The 23,049-nt window shown below is 38.9% G+C and carries 20 protein-coding genes; 11 read left to right on the top strand and 9 right to left on the bottom strand.

The features are described from left to right. The first annotated feature begins 11 nt into the window (after positions 1-11). Positions 12-1,241, top strand: coding sequence for an alanine dehydrogenase (locus tag ACJVDK_RS13960; protein WP_443937285.1), 1,230 nt, complete (start codon positions 12-14; stop codon positions 1,239-1,241). A 15-nt stretch (positions 1,242-1,256) separates the two neighbouring features. Then, entirely contained in the window at positions 1,257-1,943 is a 687-nt protein-coding gene (locus tag ACJVDK_RS13965) for a M15 family metallopeptidase (RefSeq protein ID WP_443937286.1), read from the top strand. 3 nt (positions 1,944-1,946) lie between these two features. Here ACJVDK_RS13965 and ACJVDK_RS13970 read toward each other — a convergent pair whose 3' ends face one another. Genes ACJVDK_RS13970 through ACJVDK_RS13985 form a run of 4 tightly spaced genes read right to left on the bottom strand, consistent with a single transcriptional unit; the run spans position 1,947 to position 5,558 of the window. Then, positions 1,947-2,447 (bottom strand): histidine phosphatase family protein, encoded by a 501-nt coding sequence (locus tag ACJVDK_RS13970; RefSeq protein WP_443937287.1) that lies wholly within the window; start codon positions 2,445-2,447, stop codon positions 1,947-1,949. A gap of 34 nt (positions 2,448-2,481) precedes the next feature. Beyond that, the gene (locus tag ACJVDK_RS13975) at positions 2,482-3,528 is read right to left on the bottom strand and encodes an aminotransferase class I/II-fold pyridoxal phosphate-dependent enzyme (RefSeq protein WP_443937288.1); all 1,047 of its coding nucleotides are present in this window, start codon (positions 3,526-3,528) and stop codon (positions 2,482-2,484) included. Continuing rightward, entirely contained in the window at positions 3,528-4,316 is a 789-nt protein-coding gene (locus ACJVDK_RS13980; RefSeq protein ID WP_443937289.1) for an alpha/beta hydrolase, read from the bottom strand. The genes ACJVDK_RS13975 and ACJVDK_RS13980 overlap by 1 nt, the downstream gene beginning before the upstream one ends. Further along, positions 4,317-5,558, bottom strand: coding sequence for a D-alanyl-D-alanine carboxypeptidase/D-alanyl-D-alanine-endopeptidase (locus ACJVDK_RS13985; RefSeq protein WP_443937290.1), 1,242 nt, complete (start codon positions 5,556-5,558; stop codon positions 4,317-4,319). Positions 5,559-5,695: 137 nt separating this feature from the next. Between ACJVDK_RS13985 and ACJVDK_RS13990 the strand changes: the two genes are divergently transcribed. From ACJVDK_RS13990 to ACJVDK_RS14010, 5 genes are all read left to right on the top strand, one after another. Further along, positions 5,696-6,943 (top strand): aspartyl protease family protein, encoded by a 1,248-nt coding sequence (locus ACJVDK_RS13990; RefSeq protein ID WP_443937291.1) that lies wholly within the window; start codon positions 5,696-5,698, stop codon positions 6,941-6,943. A gap of 82 nt (positions 6,944-7,025) precedes the next feature. Then, positions 7,026-9,551, top strand: coding sequence for a zinc-dependent metalloprotease (locus ACJVDK_RS13995; protein WP_443937292.1), 2,526 nt, complete (start codon positions 7,026-7,028; stop codon positions 9,549-9,551). A gap of 111 nt (positions 9,552-9,662) precedes the next feature. Continuing rightward, positions 9,663-10,532, top strand: coding sequence for a phosphodiester glycosidase family protein (locus ACJVDK_RS14000; protein ID WP_443937293.1), 870 nt, complete (start codon positions 9,663-9,665; stop codon positions 10,530-10,532). 32 nt (positions 10,533-10,564) lie between these two features. After that, positions 10,565-11,491 (top strand): hypothetical protein, encoded by a 927-nt coding sequence (locus tag ACJVDK_RS14005; RefSeq protein ID WP_443937294.1) that lies wholly within the window; start codon positions 10,565-10,567, stop codon positions 11,489-11,491. A 105-nt stretch (positions 11,492-11,596) separates the two neighbouring features. Further along, complete coding sequence (locus ACJVDK_RS14010; protein ID WP_443937295.1) at positions 11,597-11,788, top strand: cold-shock protein; 192 nt, start codon at positions 11,597-11,599, stop codon at positions 11,786-11,788. A 185-nt stretch (positions 11,789-11,973) separates the two neighbouring features. Here the strand turns inward: ACJVDK_RS14010 and ACJVDK_RS14015 are convergent, their stop codons facing one another. The 4 genes from ACJVDK_RS14015 to ACJVDK_RS14030 are packed head-to-tail and all read right to left on the bottom strand — an operon-like array spanning position 11,974 to position 14,445. Continuing rightward, positions 11,974-12,294 carry a DMT family transporter gene (locus ACJVDK_RS14015; protein ID WP_443937296.1) on the bottom strand — a complete coding sequence of 107 codons (321 nt, stop codon included), beginning with the start codon at positions 12,292-12,294 and terminating at the stop codon, positions 11,974-11,976. Positions 12,295-12,331: 37 nt separating this feature from the next. Next, entirely contained in the window at positions 12,332-12,760 is a 429-nt protein-coding gene (locus ACJVDK_RS14020) for a hotdog fold thioesterase (RefSeq protein WP_443937297.1), read from the bottom strand. Continuing rightward, positions 12,750-13,259 carry a DinB family protein gene (locus ACJVDK_RS14025; RefSeq protein WP_443937298.1) on the bottom strand — a complete coding sequence of 170 codons (510 nt, stop codon included), beginning with the start codon at positions 13,257-13,259 and terminating at the stop codon, positions 12,750-12,752. The genes ACJVDK_RS14020 and ACJVDK_RS14025 overlap by 11 nt, the downstream gene beginning before the upstream one ends. Beyond that, positions 13,240-14,445 carry a sensor histidine kinase gene (locus tag ACJVDK_RS14030; RefSeq protein WP_443937299.1) on the bottom strand — a complete coding sequence of 402 codons (1,206 nt, stop codon included), beginning with the start codon at positions 14,443-14,445 and terminating at the stop codon, positions 13,240-13,242. Before ACJVDK_RS14030 ends, ACJVDK_RS14025 begins: the two co-directional genes overlap by 20 nt. Positions 14,446-14,626: 181 nt before the next feature. Between ACJVDK_RS14030 and gltX the strand changes: the two genes are divergently transcribed. Then, entirely contained in the window at positions 14,627-16,135 is a 1,509-nt protein-coding gene (gltX, locus tag ACJVDK_RS14035) for a glutamate--tRNA ligase (protein ID WP_443937300.1), read from the top strand. 110 nt (positions 16,136-16,245) lie between these two features. Here gltX and ACJVDK_RS14040 read toward each other — a convergent pair whose 3' ends face one another. Continuing rightward, positions 16,246-16,650 carry a hypothetical protein gene (locus ACJVDK_RS14040; protein ID WP_443937301.1) on the bottom strand — a complete coding sequence of 135 codons (405 nt, stop codon included), beginning with the start codon at positions 16,648-16,650 and terminating at the stop codon, positions 16,246-16,248. A 697-nt stretch (positions 16,651-17,347) separates the two neighbouring features. On the opposite strand from ACJVDK_RS14040, the gene ypfJ reads away from it, so the two are divergent. The 3 genes from ypfJ (at position 17,348) to ACJVDK_RS14055 (ending at position 23,042) form a co-directional block, all read left to right on the top strand. Further along, positions 17,348-18,187 (top strand): KPN_02809 family neutral zinc metallopeptidase, encoded by an 840-nt coding sequence (gene ypfJ / locus ACJVDK_RS14045; protein ID WP_443937302.1) that lies wholly within the window; start codon positions 17,348-17,350, stop codon positions 18,185-18,187. A gap of 94 nt (positions 18,188-18,281) precedes the next feature. Next, positions 18,282-19,439, top strand: a complete 1,158-nt coding sequence (locus ACJVDK_RS14050) for a sensor histidine kinase (protein WP_443937303.1) — start codon at positions 18,282-18,284, stop codon at positions 19,437-19,439. A 24-nt stretch (positions 19,440-19,463) separates the two neighbouring features. Further along, the gene (locus ACJVDK_RS14055) at positions 19,464-23,042 is read left to right on the top strand and encodes a response regulator (protein ID WP_443937304.1); all 3,579 of its coding nucleotides are present in this window, start codon (positions 19,464-19,466) and stop codon (positions 23,040-23,042) included. The last annotated feature ends 7 nt before the right edge of the window (positions 23,043-23,049 follow it).

The following is a 23,049-nucleotide window of genomic DNA, read 5'->3' on the forward strand; positions in this document are numbered from 1 at the left end:
AACATTATAACATGGCTACAGGATTACGCGACGGAATGGCCGATATAGCTCTTCAAGGGTTACTCCAAACACAAGAAGCAACGTTAGAAACCAGAAACAGAAAAAACAGTCTGAATATTGGTATTCCAAAAGAAATTTCATTTCAAGAAAATAGAATCGCTTTAACTCCTTTGTCTGTTGCCTTATTGGTGAATAATGGGCATAAAGTAGTTTTAGAAAGCGGAGCAGGTACTGGTGCTAATTTTTCGGATGCGGAATATGCAGAGCAGGGCGCTAAAATAACGCATGACAAAAAAGAAATTTTTAGTTGCGATATTTTAGTAAAAATTGCGCCTCCCACCCTTGATGAAATTGCACTCATGCACAAGGGGCAAACCCTGATGTCATCGTTGCCAACAGGAACACTGAAACCAGAATATTTAAAAGCATTAATTCATAAAAAAATCAACGCGCTGTGTTTTGAGCGCTTACGTGATGAAGGTGAGGTTTTATGTGTCGTGCGTGCCATGAGTGAAATTGTAGGCTCAACGTCCATATTAATAGCAGCCGAATATTTAAGCAATGTAACAGGCGGTAAGGGGTTAATGTTGGGCGGTTTTACGGGAGTTCCTCCAACCGAAATTGTGATTTTAGGTGCCGGAACCGTAGGCGAATATGCTGCCAGAACCGCATTAGCTTTAGGCGCAGAAGTAAAAGTGTTTGACAGTTCCATTTATCGCTTACGCAGGTTACAAAATAATTTAGGAAACAGTCGCGTGTTTACCTCGGTTATGCAACCCATCGTTTTAAATAAGGCCATTGTTACTTGCGATGTGGTAATTGGCGCCATTCGTGCCAGCCACGGACGCAGCCCTTGTATTGTGATGGAAGAAACAGTGGCTAAAATGAAACCCCATTCGGTGGTTATTGATGTGAGCATCGATCAGGGAGGCTGTTTTGAAACTTCGGAAGTAACCAACCATACCAATCCAATTTTCCGGAAATACGATGTTATTCATTATTGTGTTCCAAACATTGCATCGCGTGTTCCTCGAACGGCTTCTTATGCACTAACCAATATATTTGCTCCAATTTTAATCGATATTGGTGAATCTGGTGGATTAACCAATACCATTTGGAACCATGCTGGCCTGCGCGAGGCATTGTATATTTATCAAGGTAATGTAACCAACAAGGATTTTGCGGATATGTTTAATCTGCCGTTTAAAGATTTAGAACTTCTAGTGGTTTCCAACCAATAAAATCGCCATTACCTGATGAAATTAAAGCTAAGCATTCTTTTGTCCTGCGTTTCGTTTTCATTATTTGCGCAAAGCGATGTCAAAGCAACAGAACAAAAACTAAAGGTTGTCCGGAATAAAACTGAATACCTTCAATCGATTCTAAACGAGCCGGATAATCAACTCCTGGAAATAAAGAAAGTCATTCCTTCGATAAAATTGGATATTCGTTATGCCACCGAGAACAATTTTATGAAGCAAGTGATGTACAAGGAAGCACGAGCTTTTGCTCGGAAGCCGGTAGTCCTTTCTTTAAAGAAAATTCAAGAAGAGCTTAATAAAAAAGGCTACGGATTAAAGATTTTTGATGCGTATCGTCCTTACACGATAACGGTCGCTTTTTACGAAAAGGCCAGTGATAAAGCATTTGTTGCAAACCCTGCGCAAGGTTCACGTCACAATCGTGGCTGTGCAGTTGATTTAACGATTATTGATTTAAAAACTGGAAAGGAAATTGCCATGGCTACGCCGTATGATAGTTTTTCGAAAGCCGCCGCGGCTGATTATCCCGATGTGAGTGACGAGGTGAAAAAGAACCGTAGTTTTTTAATTGAAGTTATGCAGCGGCATAATTTTAAAGTATTGGAAAACGAATGGTGGCACTTCGATTTCAATAACTGGAAAAACTACGATTTAATGGATATTCCTTTTCAGCAATTGTAGCGATTAAAGATGATGCGGCCTTCCAAAATGATCTATTTTCACTTTAGCCTTGTCGTTTTTTAACGTAAGGTGAAAAATATAATCGTAATCATCTTCCGTCAACATATCAAGAGGTCTGTCTGCACCTAAGGCTTCAATGGTTTCGAGAATGGTGTTTGAATGCCCTGCGATTATAATCGTTTTTCCCAGATAATTTTGTTTAATGGTATCGGCTAATGCTTTCGTATCGGTATACACTTTTACTTTGGGAACAATAAGCGAATCAATTGTTTGGCGTGTTCGCTTAAAATCGGTGGTAAAGGCATAGTCGAAACTCACTTTTTTTAGGTAAATGGCTAGATCGTGGGCACGTATTTGTCCCTCAACGGATAAATCAGGGTTTTTATCCTGTGGGTTTGATGTATCTTTTTCTGCATGGCGTACAATCCAAATTTCAGTTGTTTGCGCCTGACTGAATGAAGTCCCTAAAATTAGGAACGATAGAAGAATAAAAAATTTTTTCATGGATAGCATGTGGCTAAGATACTAGAAAAGAGATTTATCTGTTCAATGAATGTAAAAGATTCTTTATATCGGTTTCCGTATGCCAACTGGAGAGCACAATTCGGTTGATGGATGGGCTGTCTTTAGTTGGATATGCAAAAGAGGATAGTAAAATGTTGTGCGGAAATAATTTTTGATCTAAAAGCGGATCGGTACTTAAATATGCCGGAAATTTGGATACATAGGCCCATTCAGAATCGAGGTTGCTTTCAAAAAAGCGCATGTTTCCCTGCAGTTTCACACGCGCATTGGCGTAAATATTTTCCGCCTTACTGAAGGCATATAAACCCGCTGCAGAGGCTGGAGATGCGCCGAAAAATTCGTTGGTGTTTTTTAATTCTTGGATAATTTTTTTGGAGGCCAAAACAATTCCGGCATCTACTCCCAATGCTTTGGCCATGAATGCTACCACCACGCAATGGATGTTTTTTTGCTGAGGCAGGGAGCTGTAGGCACTTAGGCCATTGTTGTTGATACCAATACCATGTGAATCATCGACCAATAAGATGATTTCTTTTGTACGATGAATTTCTTTAACAAAATCAAAACTGTAGATTTCGGGAAATAAATTATTCATCGAGTTACTGATTAAGACCCAACTTTTTTGAGGAGATTGGTTAATCTCCTGAATAATCTCGTTTGTCCAGTTTATAAAGGAGGACTGGTTATTTGGGTTTTCATCTTGGAGCCATAATGCTGGGTGGGTGGCTGGTGCATAGCGAACTTCCGCTTTTTTGCTAAACGCTTTTACACAGAGTTGCGCAGCTAAATATCCACTTGAAACCAGCAGCGCATCCGGAGTTTTAAAATAGTTTGCAGCATACTGTTCAACTTCGTTGTAAATTCCTAGTTGTACGTTGTTGTTGCGGCTCGTGCCATTATTGATTCCGTATTTTTTTAATCCTTCTAGGTAAAGTGCTAAAAAATCAGCGTCCCGCGGGATGCCTAAATACGCCGTTCCCCCAAAATACAAATAGGATTGCCCCTCATGCATGATTCGGTTCGAAAAGGGCTGCGGTATGGAACTAAAATTAGGAAGCATTAAGGAAGCAGGTTACTAAAAAAGGTAAATTGTTGCTTAATGGATTTTTTCCAATAGGCCGAATTGTGGGTTCCGGGCTGAGATATATAGGTTGCGTTAATGTGCAAACTGTCGCATTTCTTTTTCAAGGCATTGTTCGAGAGATAAAAGAAATCGCTCGAGCCACAATCAAAGATAATTTGCTTTTTACTGTCTTTAAGTTTATCTATTTGGCCAATTACAGAATATTTTAACCAGATATCGCTGTCTTTGTTGGGATTTCCGAGTAATTCAGGAACACCAAATTTTCCGATGGCATCGCGTAGGTTGATGCCTCCGCTGGTGCTTCCGGCGCTTAAAAATTGTTCGGGATGTTTTAAAAACAACCATAAAGCACCATGCCCACCCATGCTTAGGCCGGTAATGAAAAGTTTATCGGAATCGATGGGGAATTCGGCTTTTATTTTGGGTAAAAATTCCTCAAAAAAGAAATTTTCATATTGCCAATCTGCTTTGGCTGGGCTGTTTAAATACCAGCTTTTTACCAATCCGTCAGGACAAATAACTACGAAGCCATATTCGTCGGCATATTTTTGAGCATCCATTATTTTATCCCATTGTTTGTAGTTGCCTCCATAGCCATGCAGTAATATAATTGCCGGCACTTTTGTTTTTTTCTTGAGGTTTTTAGGACTGAAAACCCACGTAGTGTCTGCTTGAGGCAAGTTTTTGGAGGTAAAGACAAGTTGTTTTTGACCAAAGGCAAGCGAACAAATGAATAAGGCAATACAGGTTAAGGAGATTTTCATTTAAAAATTATCGTGTATATAGGTTACAATTCTAGCCATTTCTCCTCGAACTTCAGCTGTTGGATTCACAAAATTGTTGTTCATAAAAGAATAGAGGTAAATTTTGCCGGTTTTTGTTACCACATAGCCGCTTTGATTGTGTACACCACTGAGCGTTCCGGTTTTGCCAAATACAAAAGGAGTTTCCGTTTTAGGATAGGCATTTTTTAGGGTTCCGCTTTTACCACCGGCGGGCAGCATATTGAAAAGGCGGCTACTACTGTTTACCTCTTGATAAATGGAGTCTAGCAGTAAAACAATATCCTGCGGACTAAATAAATTTTTTTGCGATAAACCAGAGCCATCAACCCAGCGGGGTTTGTTGGGTAAAAAGGAAAGATAATTTTTTAACGCATAATTAATCGTTTTTTGCGTACTCAGCGTGTCTCCCAATTGATTGGAACAGGCCAATAATAAATGTTCGGCTAGAAAATTATCGCTAGGGAGCATCATGTGTTTTAATACCGAATCGCGTTTAGCCCCTAAAAAAGTTTTAGCATCTTTAGGCAAGGTTACATGCGTTAATGTTACAGACTTGTGTAAGGTGTCCGATAAAACGGCAACGAAATTCTCAGGACTTGTTTTGTATGGTATTTGTTGTGAATAGCCCGTTTTTATCGGTGCAATAGGATAGGTAAATGTGTTGCTTCCAAAATCACGTTTGACGTAAAAGTCCGTTGTTTTTTTACTCGAATCAGCTTTAAAATTTGGTGCGAATATTTTTGGGCTGATGCTAAATTTATCGGCGCTCAAGTAGTGTGTGGTGACCATGTTATCCGCTATTGGAAACTCCGTAATCTCGGGTTGGTAATAGTCGTTGTAATCGTCCCAACTCCAGCCATCTCCATAAAAATCACCCGTGTATCGCCCTGAGGCAAAAAATAATTTTTTTGAGCTGTTTGCCAGAAAATTGTAGGCCTCTCTGCTTTTTAACGTACTGTGTAAAAAAGAAGGATCGCCGGTGCCCCAAAAGATGAGTGAATCGTTCCTTTCGATGTATTTAAAGGCTGGCATTAAATCGGGCAGCATCTTTAAACTGGTGTAAAAGGTAAACAGTTTGGTATTCGAAGCGGGCGTAAAATATTTGTCGGCATCTTGTCCGTATATCATTTTATGGTTTGCTAAAGAGTAAAGCGCAAACCCAACGTGATATTGTTTAATGATGCTTGAGTTTTTAAACTGATGGGCAACTTTTTTGTGCATGCTTTTTTCGGTGGCACAGGCCGATACTAAAAGAAGTAAGCAGACAGTGCTATTGCGTGCTATTTTAACGACAGTAGTAAGGAACATGTTTTCTGTTTATGGATGTTATTCAGAACTAAATTATTAAATTTAATTCAATGTTAACCAAATATCATCCCTTTATGGTTTTACGTCTGGTAAAAATCTGGCTTTGCTGCATATTTCTGTGTTATGATGGGCGTGCCTTTGGCCAAGATTTTACTTTTCCGGGAGGTGGCAATCGGCAGTCTATCCCGTTTAAAAGCATAAAGAATTTAATGGTCGTTCCAGTCTATATTAATGATAAAGGGCCTTATGATTTCGTTTTGGACACGGGTGTAGGCCCCATGATTATTACCGATCCAAGCATTTTAGATTCACTTGATTTTAGTGTGCTGCGCAAAATTACGGTTACGGGCTTAGGGGTCGAAAGTGTGGAAGCGTATGTAACACAACATATGCGGGCTAAGGTTGGCCGTTCGCGTGCTCAAAATATCCCCACCGCCATTTTAAAAGAGGACCTCTTTAATTTGTCAGGACACTTGGGGCAAAAAGTTTATGGCCTAATTGGCTATTATTTTTTTAACAGTTTTGTGGTCGATATTCGATACAGCGAGAATAGACTTATTTTTTATAGGCCTGGCAGCAAGGTTAAATATCGCGGAAGCAAACAAAAAATAACCCTTGAAAATTTAAAACCGTATGTTCAAGCGTCCGTTAAAACCGCAGAAGGAGCCATTGTACGCGCCAAGTTTTTGATGGATACGGGCGCCAGTCATGCATTATCTTTAGAAAAGCTCGAATCAGGACCTTTTCCACTACCCGAAAAGAAAATTAAAGCAAACTTAGGTTTGAGCTTAAGTGGTCAAATTAAGGGGTATTTTGGACGAACGGAGCAAATAAATCTTGGAAAATATTCATTTAGGGATGTCATATCGAGCTTTCCTGATTTTGAGAGCATTGCCGATAAAGTTGCAGTCAGTAATCGAAATGGAAATTTGGGAGCTGATTTGTTGCGAAGGTTTGATATTCAATTTAATTATCAAGATGAATTCATCTCATTAAAACCTAACCAATATTTTAAGGGACCGTTTCAGCATGATATGTTGGGGATGATTATTTATCTGGATCCGGATAAATTTAAAGCGATACTGATAGGAGAGATAGAGGAGGGTTCGCCAGCAGAAAAGGCAGGGCTATGCCCGCGCGATCAAATTATTGGCTTAAACTTTAAAGCTATCGAACATTACTCCTTTAGTGAATTGACGGAATTGTTTCGCTCAAAGGAAGGTTTAACCCTTATTTTTGAAATTTATCGCGATAATGAAATTGTCTTCAAAGTAGCTCATCTTGAAAAACGAATTTAATTTTGAAGTAATTTTCTAGTTACGGGTTGCGTAAACACGTATAAGCCATTAACTTTGGCGGTTTATACAAAACCAAACACACATGAAAAAATCTATTAAATTACTTGCATTTGCAGGTATGGTGGCCTTTTGTGTAGCCGGGTCAAATACGGCACATGCACAAAAGTGGCCAAACAAGAAGGATACGAAAAAACCTTCTGCAGGACCCGCCACACCAGCAACTCCTCCACAAGCCCCTAAAAAAGAAGGAATAAAAGCCTATAACGAGGTTATTACCTCGAAAGCCAAAACAACCAAAGGCTTATTTAAAACCCATAAGGTAGATGATAGGTGGTTTTTCGAAATCCCTGATTCTATGTTGAGCCGCGAAATGTTAGTAATTACGCGTTTAGCAAAGGTTCCGGCCGGTGTAAAAGTTGGAAACCAACAATACGGAGGTGAGATGTTAAACGAACAGGTATGGCAATGGCAACGCAGAGGAAAGCAAGTTTTTATTCGCGTTCCGAGTTTTGCTACAAAAGCCGACTCTACTTCAGATATGTATCAATCGGTGCAAAACTCAAACTTATCGCAAATTTTAGCAAGCTTCGATATCAAAGCATATAATAAAGATACTACGGGAGTAGTGATTGATGTAACCGATTTTTACAATGGCGACGTAATGGCTATTGGTGCTAGCGATCAACTTAGAAAGTTATATAAAGTAATGGCTTTAGATCCTACACGTTCATATTTGGATACGGTGAAATCATTTCCAATTAACATTGAAGTGAAAACCTCTAAAACCTACCGTTCAGCTGACTCGCCAACGGATAATACCAATGCGTCGATTACAATGGAATTCAATACATCGATGTTGTTGTTGCCTAAAAACCCGGTAAAAGCCCGTATCATGGATAGTCGTGTTGGTTTCTTTGGCCAATCGCAAATTGACTACGGAACGGATGCGCAAAAGGCAGAGCGTACATCTTATATTCACCGTTGGAACTTAGTGCCAAAGGATACGAATGCTTACAAACGCGGCGAATTGGTAGAGCCAGTGAAGCCAATTGTAATTTACATTGATCCGGCTACGCCAAGAAAATGGGTTCCGTATTTAATTCAAGGGATTAACGATTGGCAAGTAGCTTTTGAAAGCGCAGGGTTTAAAAATGCGATTATCGGTAAGGAAGCCCCAACAAAGGCGCAAGATCCTGAGTTTAGTGTAGAAGATTCGCGTTATTCGGTAGTTCGTTATTTTGCTTCTGATATTGCAAATGCATATGGTCCGCACGTTAGTGATCCTCGTACTGGTCAAATTCTAGAAACACACATTGGCTGGTACCATAATGTGATGAGTTTATTGCGTAATTGGTATTTTGTACAAACGGCAGCGGTAAATCCTGCAGCACGTAAATCTAAATTCACAGATGAGCAAATGGGTGAGTTAATTCGATTTGTATCTTCGCACGAAATTGGTCATACCTTAGGTTTGCCACATAATTTCGGTTCAAGCTACGCGTATCCAGTAGACTCATTGCGTTCTAAGTCGTTTACAGATAAACACGGAACGGCGCCATCTATTATGGATTATGCTCGCTTTAATTACATTGCACAGCCAGGAGATGGCGTTACAAAATTGTACCCTCAAGTTGGCGAGTACGATAAGTGGGCTGTTAAATGGGGTTATACATGGTTCCCTGGAAATAAATCTGCAGCACAAGAAAGAGAAATTTTGGATCAATGGACCTTGAAAAATGCAGGAAATCCATTGTATTATTTTGGACGTCAAGGAACGAGTATCGATCCGCGTTTACAAAATGAAGATTTGGGTGATAACGCCATGAAAGCAAGTACTTACGGTATTGCTAACTTGAAACGCATTTTGCCAAATCTTGAAAAATGGACCTACCAAAAAGGAAAAGATTATTCTGATGTGAAAGAATTGTATACAGAAATTGTTGGCCAGTTTAACCGCTACATGGGTCATGTAACCATGAATGTGGGAGGAATGAGCGAGAACTTTAAAACCTATGATCAAGCGGGTTCGGTATATGCATATTTGCCAAAAGCAAAACAAAAAGAAGCCATCACGTTCTTAAACCAACAATTGTTTACTACGCCAATGTGGTTAATAAATACCAATTTGTTGGGCAAATTTGATAACGGTGTTCTTTTAAATAAAATTAAAGGCGTTCAGGCGAACACTTTAGGTAGTCTTCTATCTGCCCCTCGTATTGCGCGTATGTTGGATAATGAAGCGAAAAATGGTACAGCAAAAGCGTATACTTTACCTGAAATGTTTACTGATGTTCGTTCTTCTGTATTTGCTTCGGGCAAAGCGGATGCTTTTAAACGTTCGTTGCAACGTGCCTATATCGATCGTTTAGAAACGTTGATGACAAAAGAGATGGAAACGCCTCCGGGTATGCCTGCTGATTACCTAGCAAATTCAGGATTCACGCCAATAAATGTTTCACAATCTGATATTCGTCCATTGGTGCGTATGGAGCTTAAAACAGTTTTAACAACTGTAAAAGCAAGAGCTGCTGCAGGCGATGCGATTACAAAAGCACATTACGAAGATTTAGCCATCCGAATTAAGGATATTCTAGATCCGAAAAAATAATTTTCGAAAGAAGATAGAACGGGATAGGTCAGGTATGATTTATCCCGTTTTTGTTTAGATACCTTTTGTTCTTGGATAAAAACGGGTTATTTTTAGTGCAAATTTATTCCCATGTTTAAGCACGTAACAACCTTTCTTTTATTTTTTCTATCAGGCTATGCGCTGAGCGCTCAAAATATCGATTCGTTATCGGTGGTGCAGGCTAAATGGCAAAAAACAAAAATTTCAAAGCACCTTGTCCTTCGGAAATATCATTTTAATGAAAAGAATCTTTTTTCGGCAAACGAGAACATTTCTATTGTTGAAGTAAAGAACAAAGGTAGAAAGGCGATTTTTGCATTAGATGCAGAAAAAAAAGAATTGAAGAATACCAGCGATTTTGGGAAACGAAACAATGCATTGGTAGCTATAAACGGAAATTTCTTTGATGTAAAAAATGGAGGCTCGGTTGATTTTGTAAAAGTAAATGGCCGTGTTGTAAATACCGTTCGTTTAGATAAAAGTGGCTTGCGCGCCCGTCATCAGCAAGCTGCGGTAGTTATTATAGATGGAAAACTGAGCATTCAAAAATGGGATGGGAGTATGGATTGGGAAACCAAGCTGCAAGCAGAAAACATATTGTTGAATGGCCCTTTATTGCGCTTTAATGGAAAAGACGAAACATTAGATACGACAAGTTTTACACGTTTGCGTCACCCTAGAACTTGTTTGGGCTTAAAGGCTTCAGGAGAGGTTTTGTTGGTGACGGTGGACGGCAGAAGCGACCAGTCGGCAGGAATGAGCCTGCATGAGCTCAATAAATTAATGTATTGGCTCGGCTGTAGCAGTGCGATCAATTTTGATGGTGGAGGCTCAACTACGCTGTGGGTATCGGGTTTTGGCGAGAATGGAATTGTCAATTATCCTTCTGATAATAAAAAATGGGACCACGAAGGGCAGCGTAAGGTGGCCAATGTGGTTTTGGTGAAAAAGAATAATTAATTTAGCGCAATTTTAAATTGCTAGTACGTATTATGATAAAGAACCTGTGTTTTGGGGTGTTCGTGTTGTTTTTGTTTTCGGCCTGTAATTATGGGAGTAAATCAAAAGACGCATCGTTAAGAGAGTTTAGGTTTGAGCCTGTAAAAGGAATTCGATATACCGAAGTTAAACGTCGCTTTAGCAACGGGTTGTCGTTTAATCCGGAAGGGTTTATGCAAGAGCCTTCCTGGATTATTGAAGTTGCGAAAGAAGACACTATGATGGCTTGGAGCCCCCAGAAACAAATTATGCAAAAGTTCTTCCTGCAATATGATCACGGGAATGTGTACAATTTCGCAGAGCAATTTTTTAAAGTAAAGCTGATTTCGAAAGATAGTTTGGTTTTTCAGCGTATTCAGGTTGATGGGATGGTAATTGCATCGGATATTCGCTCGGATGTGAACATGACTTTTTATGCCAATGATTACATTAAAAATAAATTGAAAACAACTGCGGAGGAGCTTCAAAAACCGACAGCAAAAGATACGTTGTTTATAAAGAAGCGAACAGCAGTGGTAAATTCGAATAGCGATAGCAGCTATGCGGCACGCGTACCCGTTCAATTTATACCCAAAAGTAAAGTGGTTACCGTTGAAAAAATTAGCACGGTTGATAAATTAACCAAACGGGGAACCGCCTACGATTATATTTTTCCGCAATATAAAATTGTGATAAACAGAGCATACAGAGATTTTGCATACGAATGCAAAGCAATTGTGGATTATACCGGACGAATTAAGATTTTATTTGTGGGGGGTGTTTTGCCTGAGAATGCCGAAGCAAAGAAAAAGATGATGCAAGGCGTGGCCGATGTGTATATCCGTAATTTGTTTGAGGTTATTCCGGGAACAACTTTGGGAATGGCACATAATTCTGAAATAACATTAAATGTAGTTGGGCGCGCCCTTAAAAAGAGTTAATAATCTGTAGTTTACAAGATTTTAACGTTAAAATAATGTTAAAAAAAGATTTTGATATTAAAAATTAAAACATATCTTGCAGACTTAATTTAACATTTTAATACAATGCAAGAAGGCACAGTAAAATTCTTCAATGTAACAAAAGGTTTCGGATTTATCATCCCTTCAAACGGAGATAGCGAGATTTTTGTACATTCAACAGGTCTTATCGACGAAATCCGTGAAAACGACAAAGTACAGTACGAAGTTGCTAACGGTAAAAAAGGCTTAAATGCCGTTAATGTGAAAGTAATTTAATTTATTTATCATATTAGAAAAGGGTCACTATTCATGAAATAGTGACCCTTTCTCATTTATGGTATTTTTGTTTTGCAGTGTTTTTTCAATTTTAGCCCCGATTGAAATGAAAAGCCCGCAATGAAATGAGGACTTGTAATGGAAAGCGGGACTGGCCCTTGTTTGATAGTCTGTACCTGCGCTTCTTAATGTGCGGCGAAAAACTTGAGACCAGCAATGGATGCAATAAGGCTGCAAATAAAAAATATGCGCCAAAAGGTGGCTGGTTCGTTAAAATAAAATATGCCGATTAATACGGTTCCCACGGCGCCAATTCCTGTCCACACGGCGTAAGCTGTACCCATTGGCAGGGTTTGCGAGGCTTTGTTAAGCAAAATAAAGCTTAGCGTTATACAAACAAAAAAGGCAATGCTCCACTTTAAGTTGCTAAAGTTGTTGGAAAGCTTTAAGCACGTGGTAAAGCCAACTTCGAAGAGGCCGGCAATGATTAGTATTATCCAGTTCATACCACAAAGGTAGAAAAATGAATGTGTTTTAGCTGTGTTATGTTGTAAGGGGTTTGTTTAGAATGGCAACCGTTAATCGGCTGATACAATTCATTTTGCCTCGATTATCGTACATTTTGATTTCCCAGACATGCGTTTTGGCTCCGCGATGGAGGGCTTTGCAAATACCCGTTACCAGGCCGCTTTTTACCGGCCGTAGATGGTTGGCATTAACTTCTAAACCTACTGCGATGTGTTTTTCAGGGTCGATACACATGAAGGATGCAATGCTGCCCAGTGTTTCGGCTAAAACCACAGAGGCTCCACCGTGTAAGATGCCGGCCGGTTGATGCGTACGTTCATCAACGGGCATGGTGGCGCTTAAAGAATCGGCGGTAATTTCGGTAAATTGAATGTCGAGCAAGGCGCCAATGTGATTTTTGGGGCGGTCGTTTAATTGAGCGACGGTAAAATCTTTAAACCACATGATAGCGTTCTTTTAAAATGGACACATGGTGGATGATGTGCCCGGCTACAATAAATAGAATAGATTTGACATTGATTTCGCGATTGGAGGCGATACCTTTTCGATTTAATTCTTCGTTGTTTAAGCTGCGGAAAAGGTAAAGATTTGCTTTGCGCAGGGCGGCAAATTCTGCTATTAAATCGGCATAATCGCGCTCAGCAAAGCGAGCGTTTAATACAAAAGCATCTTCATCGAAACCAGGAAGCGCTTGTTGTTCGTTACGCGCAAAACAGGTTAAGCGGTACACTAAAATGCGCTCGGTATCTATGATGTGGCCTAACATTTCTTTGAGTGTCCATTTGTTTTCTGCATAGGCAAAGTTTTCTTTGTCGGCATTTTTTTTAAACAAGGCCGGAATGCTTTCTATTTGCTGGTTCAGGATCTCGAAAATATCGCCATCAACTTTGCTGATGTAGGCTTCGCCCCAGATAGGGTACTCGTTAGGCTGTGGTCGGTTCATAGGTTAAACTGCTTTTTAAAATGATGCGGAAAGTAGTTCCTTTGCCAATTTCTGATTCTTTGACAAAAATTTCGCCGCTGTGGTAATTTTCTACAATACGTTTTGTTAGAGATAAGCCCAAGCCCCATCCGCGTTTCCGGGTGGTGTATCCCGGCTGAAAAACGGCATCGAATTTAGATCGGGCAATTCCTTTCCCGCTATCGGTAATGTCGATAAAAACTTGTTCTTTGGCTAAGTTTTCGATAATGTTGACTGCGATTGAACCCTCATTTTCGATTGCATTTACGGCATTTTTTAATAAATTTTCAATTACCCAATCAAACAAAGGGACGTTAAGCATGGCCCTAACTTGCTCATCGCCGGTGATGCGGAATTTAACTTTATCGGAGGTGCGTACTTTAAAATAATCGATAAAATTGCCGATAACGAAGAAAACGGTATGGTCTTCAAGGATTGGTTTTGAACCAATTTTAGAAAAACGGTCGGTAATGATTTCGAGCCGGTGGATGTCGTTTTCCATTTCGGCAATAAGGGGATCATTTTCTGCATCAAATTTCGACTTAATTAATTCCACCCAAGCCATTAACGAAGAAATAGGCGTCCCTAACTGGTGTGCAGTTTCTTTTGCTAAACCTACCCAAACATGATTTTGCTCCACTCTACGCGATGAACTAAAAGCGGCATAGGCCGTTAGAAGGAACAAGAAAATAACAAACATTTGAATGTAGGGGAAATAGCGCAACTGGGTTAAAACAAATGAATCTTTGTAATAGGCGTACGATTTTCTCCCAAAAATATTCATCTCGGCCGATGGATGTTGCGCTTTCATTTTTGCCAGTTCGTGCTTAAAATAAGGCAAATCGTAACTGAGCTCTTTGACGTCGGGATAAATGGTTTTGGTACTGTCTAAACCCTGAAAGGCAAGAATGGCCCCGTCAGAATTGGTAATAATTATCGGAACTTTGGTGTTTTTTCGAATGGAATCAACAATTCCGGTAAAGGTATCGTTGTCGTACAGCAATAACGAACGCTCTTGCACTTTTACATAAAGCTTAAATTGATTGGCTTCTTCGCGCTCCATTTTCTTTACAAAAGAATCGGTGTAAAAAATAGAGGCAATGCCAATGAGCATCGCAAAAATAAGGAGGAGAAATTTCCAGCGGCGTTTGGTTTCGTATGGATTCATGCTTTGGATAGCCAAAATACAATAACAAAACGAAAAAAACATAAAACCATTATGCATTTTTCATACAGAATACTTCATTGTAAATGAAAACTATATAAAATTAATGAAAAACATATCTTTGTACCTGGTTACGTTTGGCCAATCGGAATGAATGGTAAGGCTAAGCGTTCAAGACCCAATTATGGATAAGAAAGTAAGAGTTAGATTTGCCCCAAGCCCAACAGGAGGCCTACATTTAGGCGGTGTGCGCACTGCATTGTTTAATTATTTATATGCAAAGAAGCATAACGGAACGTTTGTTTTACGTGTAGAAGATACCGATCAAACCCGATTTGTGGAAGGAGCTGAAGCGTACATTGCCGAGTGTTTAGACTGGTGTGGCATTACTCCAGACGAAAGTCCATCAAAACCTGGCGCATTTGGTCCTTACCGTCAAAGCGAACGCAAACCAAGCTACCGTAAATTTGCCGAGCAATTGGTAAACGATGGATATGCGTATTATGCTTTTGATACGGCTGATGAATTGAATGCAAAGCGCGCTGAAGTTCCAAATTTTCAATACGGACAAGCTACGCGCATGCACATGCGCAACTCACTTACCTTAACATTAAGTGAGGTAGAGGAGCTTTTGAAAGCCAATACGCCACACGTTATCCGAATCAAAGTTCCTGAAAATGAAAATGTTTATTTTCATGATTTAATTCGTGGCGATGTGAGTTTTGATACCTCCATTGTAGATGACAAAGTGTTGTTAAAAGCCGATGGAATGCCAACCTATCATTTGGCGGTAGTGGTAGATGATAAGGCAATGGAAATTAGCCATGCTTTTAGAGGGGAAGAATGGTTGCCTTCTGCTCCGATTCATATTTTGTTATGGAAATATTTGGGCTGGGAAGCAGATATGCCGCAATGGGCGCACTTACCGTTAATTTTAAAACCCGATGGACACGGTAAATTAAGCAAACGCGATGGCGATCGTTTAGGTTTCCCGGTGTATGCCATGAACTGGACCGACCCTAAAACGGGCGATGTTACCAAAGGCTTTAAAGAAATGGGATTCATGCCTGAAGCTTTTGTGAATATGTTGGCACTTTTGGGCTGGAACGATGGTACCGACCAGGAAATTTTTACGCTTGCTGCCCTTGAACAAGCATTTTCAATTGAGCGAATTAGCAAAGCTGGGGCAAAATTCGATTTTGAGAAAGCGAAATGGTATAACCACGAGTGGATTAAGCAAACTTCGTCTGCCGATTTGTTATCACCTGTAAAAGAGGAGTTGCAAAAAGCAGGAATTGAAGTAAACGACGATGCTTTTTTAGCTACTGTAATCGATTTAATTAAAGACCGTTGCACCTTGCTTCCCGATTTTGTAGCGCAAAGCAAATACTTTTTTGGCTTACCAAGCGAATATGATAGCAATGCCGTTAAACCAAAATGGACACCCGAAAAGGCAGGATTTTTTACAACTTTTGCCGATGATTTAACCCTAGCAGATGCTGTAAGCGCGGAAACAGCTTTTAAAGCATTGGCCGAAGAAAAAGGGTTTAAACCCGGAGAATTAATGCTGCCTTTCCGCATTATGTTGGTAGGTGGTAAGTTTGGCCCGGGTGTTTTTGATATAGCTGTTTTATTAGGCGTAGCAGAAACTAAAAATAGAATTGCAAAAGCGATTGAGGTTTTTAATAGTTAGGGATTGTTTGAAATCATTGCCAGTGGCTAAAGCCGAAAGGCAATGAAATAATTCCTGAATTCAGGTTATATATTAAAAAAGGAGAACGGCTAGGTTCTCCTTTTTTAGTTTTAATCATTGATTAAATGATCTAAATACGCCTTAGATATCGGCGCGCGTTGTACTTGAAGACCTTTTTCTCTATCCGCTAATACTCCCTCATTGGCCTTTATTTCGTCGCTAGCATACTTATTGAATAATTTTTCTGAGATATTAATTTCTGTCCCGTTTTTTAAATCTAGGGTAGAAATGCAGTTTTCAATCTTTACATGGCTGTAAAAGCGATACAACATCGCCCTACATTTGGCCAATTCATTTTGTTGTTTTCTGCTTATTTTACTTTTATAGTTTTCTTTTATCCATGCGGCGTACCAGCTAGTAAAGTTGTCTAAATCAAAGTCGATATACGTATCGTTTTTTGCTAACTTTTGTTGTAAAGCAATGCGTTTGGGGTCTTTAGGTACTTGCCAACCCATTTCTGGTGTGTATACGGATACTACTTGCTTTGAGCAACTAGTAATTACGCAGATGATAAAAAAGCTAAATATGGATAAGCTTATTTTTCTAAGAGTGATGTTAAATAGCATATAATTTAAATGGTTTTAGACGTATTTATTTTGCTAATAAATTCTGTACAGAGATTGCAATCTGTTTTATAGGTAATAACACATAGTTTTAGGTTCAATCTTTTTGCCGTCATAAAGGCTTGTGTTAAGCCTCCTTAAGCAAATTTTACAGGTTTTTGTTTGCAGGCACTAAAAAAAAGCAATAGTGTAACGAGAATAAAATAGGGGGTAAATTTCATAAAAGCGTTTTAATTTGTTTGCTAAATTATACACGCTTATTCATATCCAACGGATACCTAAAATAGATACACTGCGTTAGTGCGAAAGATAAAATGTGAGTGATAATTTAGTGCAGCAAAGTTAATTTTTGTTTTACTAGAAACAAGTAACAAGTAAAAATGCATTTTGTGGAAGCAAAAAATAGCAGTTTTTTTATTTCTAAGACTAACATCTGTTTCTGATTCCTTCATTCTATGAACGAAAAATCTCTTTCGTAAGCAGGCTAAAGGTTTATGCTTTTGTTAAAACCAATTATCTTATAAAATATTTATAAATTAGTATAACAATTTAGGGATAATTGGGTTGTTCATTAAAAAGAGATAACGACATGCAAATTTTTGGAAAAGGCAGTGAAAATATAGAAGACGGAAGAGGGGGTGGAGGAGGTAAGACCATTTTGGGCGGAGGAATTGGTTTAATCATTATTGTAGTAGGCTTGTTTTTTGGAAAAGACCTGCGGCCTTTGGTAAATCAGTTGCCTCAAACTGAAAACACACAAGTTAAAAAGGGTGTGCCGCCGAGCGATAAGCAGGGGCACTTTGTATCCCTTGTGCTAGAATCAACGGAAAAAGTATGGGCCAAAGAATTTGAACAGATGGGGAAACAATATGAAGCCCCGCCTTTACACATGTTTGACGAAGGCGTTCAAACAGCCTGTGGTTTTGCCTCTTCAAATGTGGGGCCTTTTTATTGCCCGGGCGATCGCAAAGTATATATCGATTTAGCATTCTTTAACGAATTGGAAACCCGTTTTGGCGCGGCAGGCGATTTTGCACAAGCCTACGTAATTGCGCATGAAGTAGGGCATCACGTGCAGAATTTATTGGGAATCTCCGAAAAATTGGATGCCGTAAGAGGAAAAATTAGCGAAAAAGAATATAATCGTTTATCGGTTAAATTAGAGCTTCAAGCCGATTTTTTTGCCGGCTTATGGGCGCATACTGCACAAAATATCGAAAGCATAAAATTAGATAGCGGCGATTTAGAAGAGGCTTTAAACGCTGCAACAGCCATTGGCGACGATAAATTACAAAAAGAAGCAACGGGCCAAGTACAACCAGATTCTTTTACGCACGGCACTTCTGCTCAGCGTGTTTACTGGTTTAAAAAAGGATTTGAGACCGGAGATATTAGAGAAGGCGACACTTTTAATTCCAGTTCTTTATAAAATTCAATTTTTTTTAAACAAATTTGTCTAATTGTGGTTACTGTTTTAATATACGCTGACCAACAAATTAATTATCCCAAATTGTTTAAAAAAGATGATTCTTATAGTAGATGATAGGTCTGAAAACCTAATTGCATTATCCAAGGTCCTTCAAGCACATAATTTTGAAGTTGACACAGCATCGTCTGGAGAAGAAGCATTAAAAAAGGTTTTGCATAACAACTATGTACTCATCATTTTGGACGTGCAAATGCCAAATATGGATGGTTTTGAAGTTGCCGAAGCAATAACAGGATACAGTAAAGCCAAAGATACCGCCATCATCTTTTTATCAGCCGTTAACACCGAACTTAAATTTATTACAAAGGGATATTTAAGTGGTGGCTTAGATTACATTACCAAACCCGTTGATATCAATATTCTGCTTCTAAAAATTAAAACCTTTTACCGCATTTACGAGCAAAATAGAAAACTTAACGAAATGCAAGATAAATTGCTAGAAGAAATAGAGTTTCGGAAAGCCGCAGAAAATAAAAAAGATGAATTTATCAGCATTGCAAGTCACGAGTTAAAAACGCCTTTAACCAGTGTAAAAGGTTATATTCAGCTGTTAGAAAGGAGTATTGCTAAATCCGACAATGAAACTGCCATTCGCCATTTAGGAAAAGCGAACATACAGCTCGAAAAATTAAATAGTTTAATTGCCGATTTACTCGACATCTCTAAGATAGAAAGCGGTAAATTGAAGTTTAACATGGAAAACTTCTGCGTAGAGCACATGTTAAACAATGCCATTGAAATGCTGCAACAATCGCACCCCGATTTTACCATCACCAAAATTGGTCAAACGCACGAAAATATTTTTGGCGATGAAATGCGCATTGAACAAGTGGTGCTTAATTTTATCACCAATGCCATTAAATATTCGCCAGGTACCAATAAAATAAATGTAACAACCAGTATCAGTAACGGACAATTCTCCTTAAGTGTGCGCGATTTTGGTATCGGCATCCCGCAAGAACAGCAACAAAAGATTTTCGATAAATTTTATCGCGTAGAAGAAAACAGCAATCGTTTTAATGGTTTGGGTATTGGGCTGTACATTTGTTCAGAAATTATTAAACGCCACGGAGGTACTATTGGCGTAAAAAGTAAAGAAAACGAAGGAGCGGAATTTTATTTTATTATTCCTATTTTTAATACAGCTGAAGAATCGCTTTTAAAAAACGAAGCACAAGCCCATTTAAACTAGACCCTATTTAATAGTCATCCCTTAATGAAAACAGATTTAAAAAACAATTTACGACTAGGTTTGGGCTTATCGCTCATTATACTTTTCATTAGTTCTATGGCTTCTTATGTCAGTATTCGAAACTTAATTAAAAGTGTCGAATTAGTGAAGCATAGCGATGAAGTAATCTTAAATGCCGAGAAGGTAATATCTCATTTAAAAGATGCTGAAACGGGGCAACGCGGATATTTACTAACCGGAAATAAAATTTTTTTAGAACCCTATTACGGCGCACTCGATTCAACCGTTGCAACATTAACCAAAATGGCAGACGCCACAAGCGATAACCCTGTTCAACAGAAGACCATTCTACAGCTGCGCACAACCGTTTTGAAACGGTTCGAAATTATTAAATCGACGATTGAGATTAAATCGCTTGGAGGTAAGATAGACCCAACGGTATTGCTACAAGGAAAAATATACATGGATGATGCGCGTGATGGAGGACAGCGAATTACGAAAGAAGAAAAGCGTTTGCTCAATTTACGTTCAAATGAGTTAAACAAACTCTCGTCTTACACTCCTATTTTAATCATGATTGCGGCTGTTTTGGCCATTCTTATCACCCTATTCTTTTATCGAAAAGTTTCTATCGATTTTGATGAACGTGTTAAACTTCAGAAAGAAATTGAAGATAAGAAAGCGGAAATGGAGCGAAGAATTATAGCGATTAAAGAAATTGCGCATCAAATCTCAAACGGAAATTATGGCGTAAGGCTCGATAGTCAGTTGCAAGATGATATAGGCGAGCTTTCGGATTCGTTAAACAACATGTCAACGGCGCTCAAAACTTCTTTCGATAGTTTGGCCGACAATGAATGGCTTCAAAGCGGAATAGCCGGCTTGAACGTTAAAATGGTAGGCGAGAAAACAGTTTTCCATTTGGCAGATGATATTGTTGAGTTTTTGGCACGCTATACCAACAGCCAGTTTGGAACAATTTATTTATTTAAAGACGATGGCTATTTGCACCTGAAAGGAAAATTTGCCGTGCAAGAAGAAAGTTTAGCCAAAATAATTGATGTTGGCCAAGGCTTAATTGGGCAGGTTGTAAAATCAGGCAAGGAAATACTGTTAAGCGAAATTCCAGGTGGAGAAAGTACCATCAGCTTTGCTTCTGGAAATATTAAACCAAATGAAGTTTTAATTTTACCAATTATCCGAAACGAGATAACTATCGGAGGCATTGAATTGGGAACCATTCATAGCTATACCGAATTAGAAAGAATATTCTTGAGTTTGGTATTGTCTGATGTTGGAACGGCTTTGTTGGGTGCACAAAACCGACAAAAGTTACAGCAGCTGTTAGAAGAAACCCAAGCCCAGTCTGAAGAACTTCAAACGCAGCACAGTGAATTAGAAGGAATGAATGCCGAGTTGGAGGCACAATCTCAAAAATTACAAGCTTCTGAAGAAGAATTGCGCGTTCAACAAGAAGAACTATTGCAAAGTAATCAAGAGCTGGAAGAAAGAAGTAGTCTACTAGAAGAAAAGAACGAATTAATAGAAGAGCGAAATAGAGAAATTCAACTAAAAGCATCTGAATTAGAATTAAGCACAAAATATAAATCAGAGTTTTTAGCCAATATGTCGCACGAGTTGCGCACCCCACTAAATTCAATTTTATTGCTGTCGCGATTAATGCACGAAACGGAAGAAATAAATGCCGAGCATAAAGAATACGCAGGGGTCATTCAAAGTTCTGGCCAAGGCTTGTTGGTTTTAATTGATGAGATTTTAGATTTATCAAAAATTGAGGCCGGTAAAATGGATCTTGATCGCCTAAACCATAAAATGAACGATATTATTGCCAGCATGCGTGCCTTATTTGCACCATTGGCAAAAGAAAAGAAATTGAAGTTCGAAATAGAAAAGGGCGCCTCTATACCAACCTACATCTATACCGATAGAATGCGTTTAGAGCAAATCCTTAAAAATTTGCTATCCAATGCACTTAAATTTACATCGTCAGGTAGCGTAAAACTATCCATTACAAAAAATGAGCGGTTACGTGCACTGTATTTCACCGTGGCCGATACAGGCGTAGGAATATCTCCTGCAAAACAAGCCATGGTTTTTGAAGCCTTTCAACAGGCAGATGGCTCAACCCGCCGTAGATTTGGAGGAACAGGCTTAGGGTTGTCAATCAGTCGTGAACTAGCAAAATTATTAGGCGGATACATTCAACTAAAAAGCGAAGAAGGAAAAGGAAGTGTATTTACCTTGGTGCTACCAATTGAGCAGGAGTTAGAAGAAGATGAAGTACTGGAAGAACCAAAGTCGACTACCATTTTAGAAACTCCAGTACAAACAATTAAAGACTTAACGGTTCCGAACATACCAAATGCCATTGATGACGATCGCGATGATATAGGGCCAAATGATAAAGTAATTTTAATTATAGAAGATGATACCCCGTTTGCCAAAACCCTACTCGATTTTACACGCAAACGCAACTATAAAGGTTTAGTAGCTGTACGTGGTGATTTAGGAATTGAATTGGCAAAACAATACAACCCTTTAGCTATTTTATTAGATGTACAATTGCCAATAAAAGATGGGTGGCAAGTAATGGAAGAGCTAAAATCAGATCCTGCTACAAGACCAATTCCGGTGCACATCATGTCGTCGTTGCAAGTAAAAAAAGAAAGTTTATTAAAAGGAGCAGTCGATTTTATCAATAAACCGTTCGCTTTTGAGCACATGCAAGAAATTTTTCAAAAATTAGAACATGCTTTAAGCCGCCATCCGAAAAAGGTACTAATTGTTGAAGAAAACCAACAACATGCAAAAGCGTTAAGTTATTTCTTAAGCAATTTTAATATCCAAACCGAAATTGTAAATCAAGTAAGCGATAGTTTATCAGCCTTGCATAAACCTGAAATTAACTGTGTTATTTTAGATATGGGCATTCCTGATAAAAATGCGTACGATACATTAGAAACCGTAAAGAAAACGCCTGGCTTGGAAAATTTACCCATCATTATTTTCACCGGGAAGAATTTATCGAAAGGCGAAGAAAGCCGCATCAAGCAATATGCCGATTCAATCGTTATCAAAACGGCGCATTCTTATCAGCGAATTTTAGATGAAGCGGGCTTGTTTTTACATCACGTTGAAGAAAAAAATAAAGGCAAGAGTAAAATACCGAAAAAATTTACCGAGCTACAAGATGTGCTTTTAGGTAAAACAGTTTTAATGGCTGATGACGATGTGCGTAATATTTTTTCATTAACGAAAGTGCTCGAACAACACCAAATGAAGGTAATTGCAGCAACCGATGGAAAAGAAGCCTTGAAATTATTGGAAGAAAATCCGGAAATTGACGTGGTGTTAATGGACATGATGATGCCGGAGCTAGATGGCTACGAAACAACATCGGCCATCCGAAAAAATCTAAAATATAAAGATTTACCAATTTTAGCCGTTACCGCGAAAGCGATGATGGGCGATAGAGAAAAATGTATTTCGGCAGGAGCTTCCGATTATATAAGTAAACCCGTGGATATAGACCAGCTAATTTCGCTCCTTCGTGTATGGCTGTATGATAACCATCATAAATAATAACCTC

This window comes from Pedobacter paludisoli (assembly GCF_052344095.1).
In the GTDB taxonomy this organism is placed as follows: Bacteria; Bacteroidota; Bacteroidia; order Sphingobacteriales; family Sphingobacteriaceae; genus Pedobacter.

Excerpts from the sequence above, each read along its gene's own strand:
- ACJVDK_RS13960 (WP_443937285.1), top strand. The coding sequence starts at position 12 with ATGGCTACAGGATTACGCGACGGAATGGCCGATATAGCTCTTCAAGGG.
- ACJVDK_RS13965 (WP_443937286.1), top strand. The coding sequence starts at position 1,257 with ATGAAATTAAAGCTAAGCATTCTTTTGTCCTGCGTTTCGTTTTCATTA.
- ACJVDK_RS13970 (WP_443937287.1), bottom strand. The coding sequence starts at position 2,447 with ATGAAAAAATTTTTTATTCTTCTATCGTTCCTAATTTTAGGGACTTCA.
- ACJVDK_RS13975 (WP_443937288.1), bottom strand. The coding sequence starts at position 3,528 with ATGCTTCCTAATTTTAGTTCCATACCGCAGCCCTTTTCGAACCGAATC.
- ACJVDK_RS13980 (WP_443937289.1), bottom strand. The coding sequence starts at position 4,316 with ATGAAAATCTCCTTAACCTGTATTGCCTTATTCATTTGTTCGCTTGCC.
- ACJVDK_RS13985 (WP_443937290.1), bottom strand. The coding sequence starts at position 5,558 with ATGCACAAAAAAGTTGCCCATCAGTTTAAAAACTCAAGCATCATTAAA.
- ACJVDK_RS13990 (WP_443937291.1), top strand. The coding sequence starts at position 5,696 with ATGTTAACCAAATATCATCCCTTTATGGTTTTACGTCTGGTAAAAATC.
- ACJVDK_RS13995 (WP_443937292.1), top strand. The coding sequence starts at position 7,026 with ATGAAAAAATCTATTAAATTACTTGCATTTGCAGGTATGGTGGCCTTT.
- ACJVDK_RS14000 (WP_443937293.1), top strand. The coding sequence starts at position 9,663 with ATGTTTAAGCACGTAACAACCTTTCTTTTATTTTTTCTATCAGGCTAT.
- ACJVDK_RS14005 (WP_443937294.1), top strand. The coding sequence starts at position 10,565 with ATGATAAAGAACCTGTGTTTTGGGGTGTTCGTGTTGTTTTTGTTTTCG.
- ACJVDK_RS14010 (WP_443937295.1), top strand. The coding sequence starts at position 11,597 with ATGCAAGAAGGCACAGTAAAATTCTTCAATGTAACAAAAGGTTTCGGA.
- ACJVDK_RS14015 (WP_443937296.1), bottom strand. The coding sequence starts at position 12,294 with ATGAACTGGATAATACTAATCATTGCCGGCCTCTTCGAAGTTGGCTTT.
- ACJVDK_RS14020 (WP_443937297.1), bottom strand. The coding sequence starts at position 12,760 with ATGTGGTTTAAAGATTTTACCGTCGCTCAATTAAACGACCGCCCCAAA.
- ACJVDK_RS14025 (WP_443937298.1), bottom strand. The coding sequence starts at position 13,259 with ATGAACCGACCACAGCCTAACGAGTACCCTATCTGGGGCGAAGCCTAC.
- ACJVDK_RS14030 (WP_443937299.1), bottom strand. The coding sequence starts at position 14,445 with ATGAATCCATACGAAACCAAACGCCGCTGGAAATTTCTCCTCCTTATT.
- gltX (WP_443937300.1), top strand. The coding sequence starts at position 14,627 with ATGGATAAGAAAGTAAGAGTTAGATTTGCCCCAAGCCCAACAGGAGGC.
- ACJVDK_RS14040 (WP_443937301.1), bottom strand. The coding sequence starts at position 16,650 with ATGGGTTGGCAAGTACCTAAAGACCCCAAACGCATTGCTTTACAACAA.
- ypfJ (WP_443937302.1), top strand. The coding sequence starts at position 17,348 with ATGCAAATTTTTGGAAAAGGCAGTGAAAATATAGAAGACGGAAGAGGG.
- ACJVDK_RS14050 (WP_443937303.1), top strand. The coding sequence starts at position 18,282 with ATGATTCTTATAGTAGATGATAGGTCTGAAAACCTAATTGCATTATCC.
- ACJVDK_RS14055 (WP_443937304.1), top strand. The coding sequence starts at position 19,464 with ATGAAAACAGATTTAAAAAACAATTTACGACTAGGTTTGGGCTTATCG.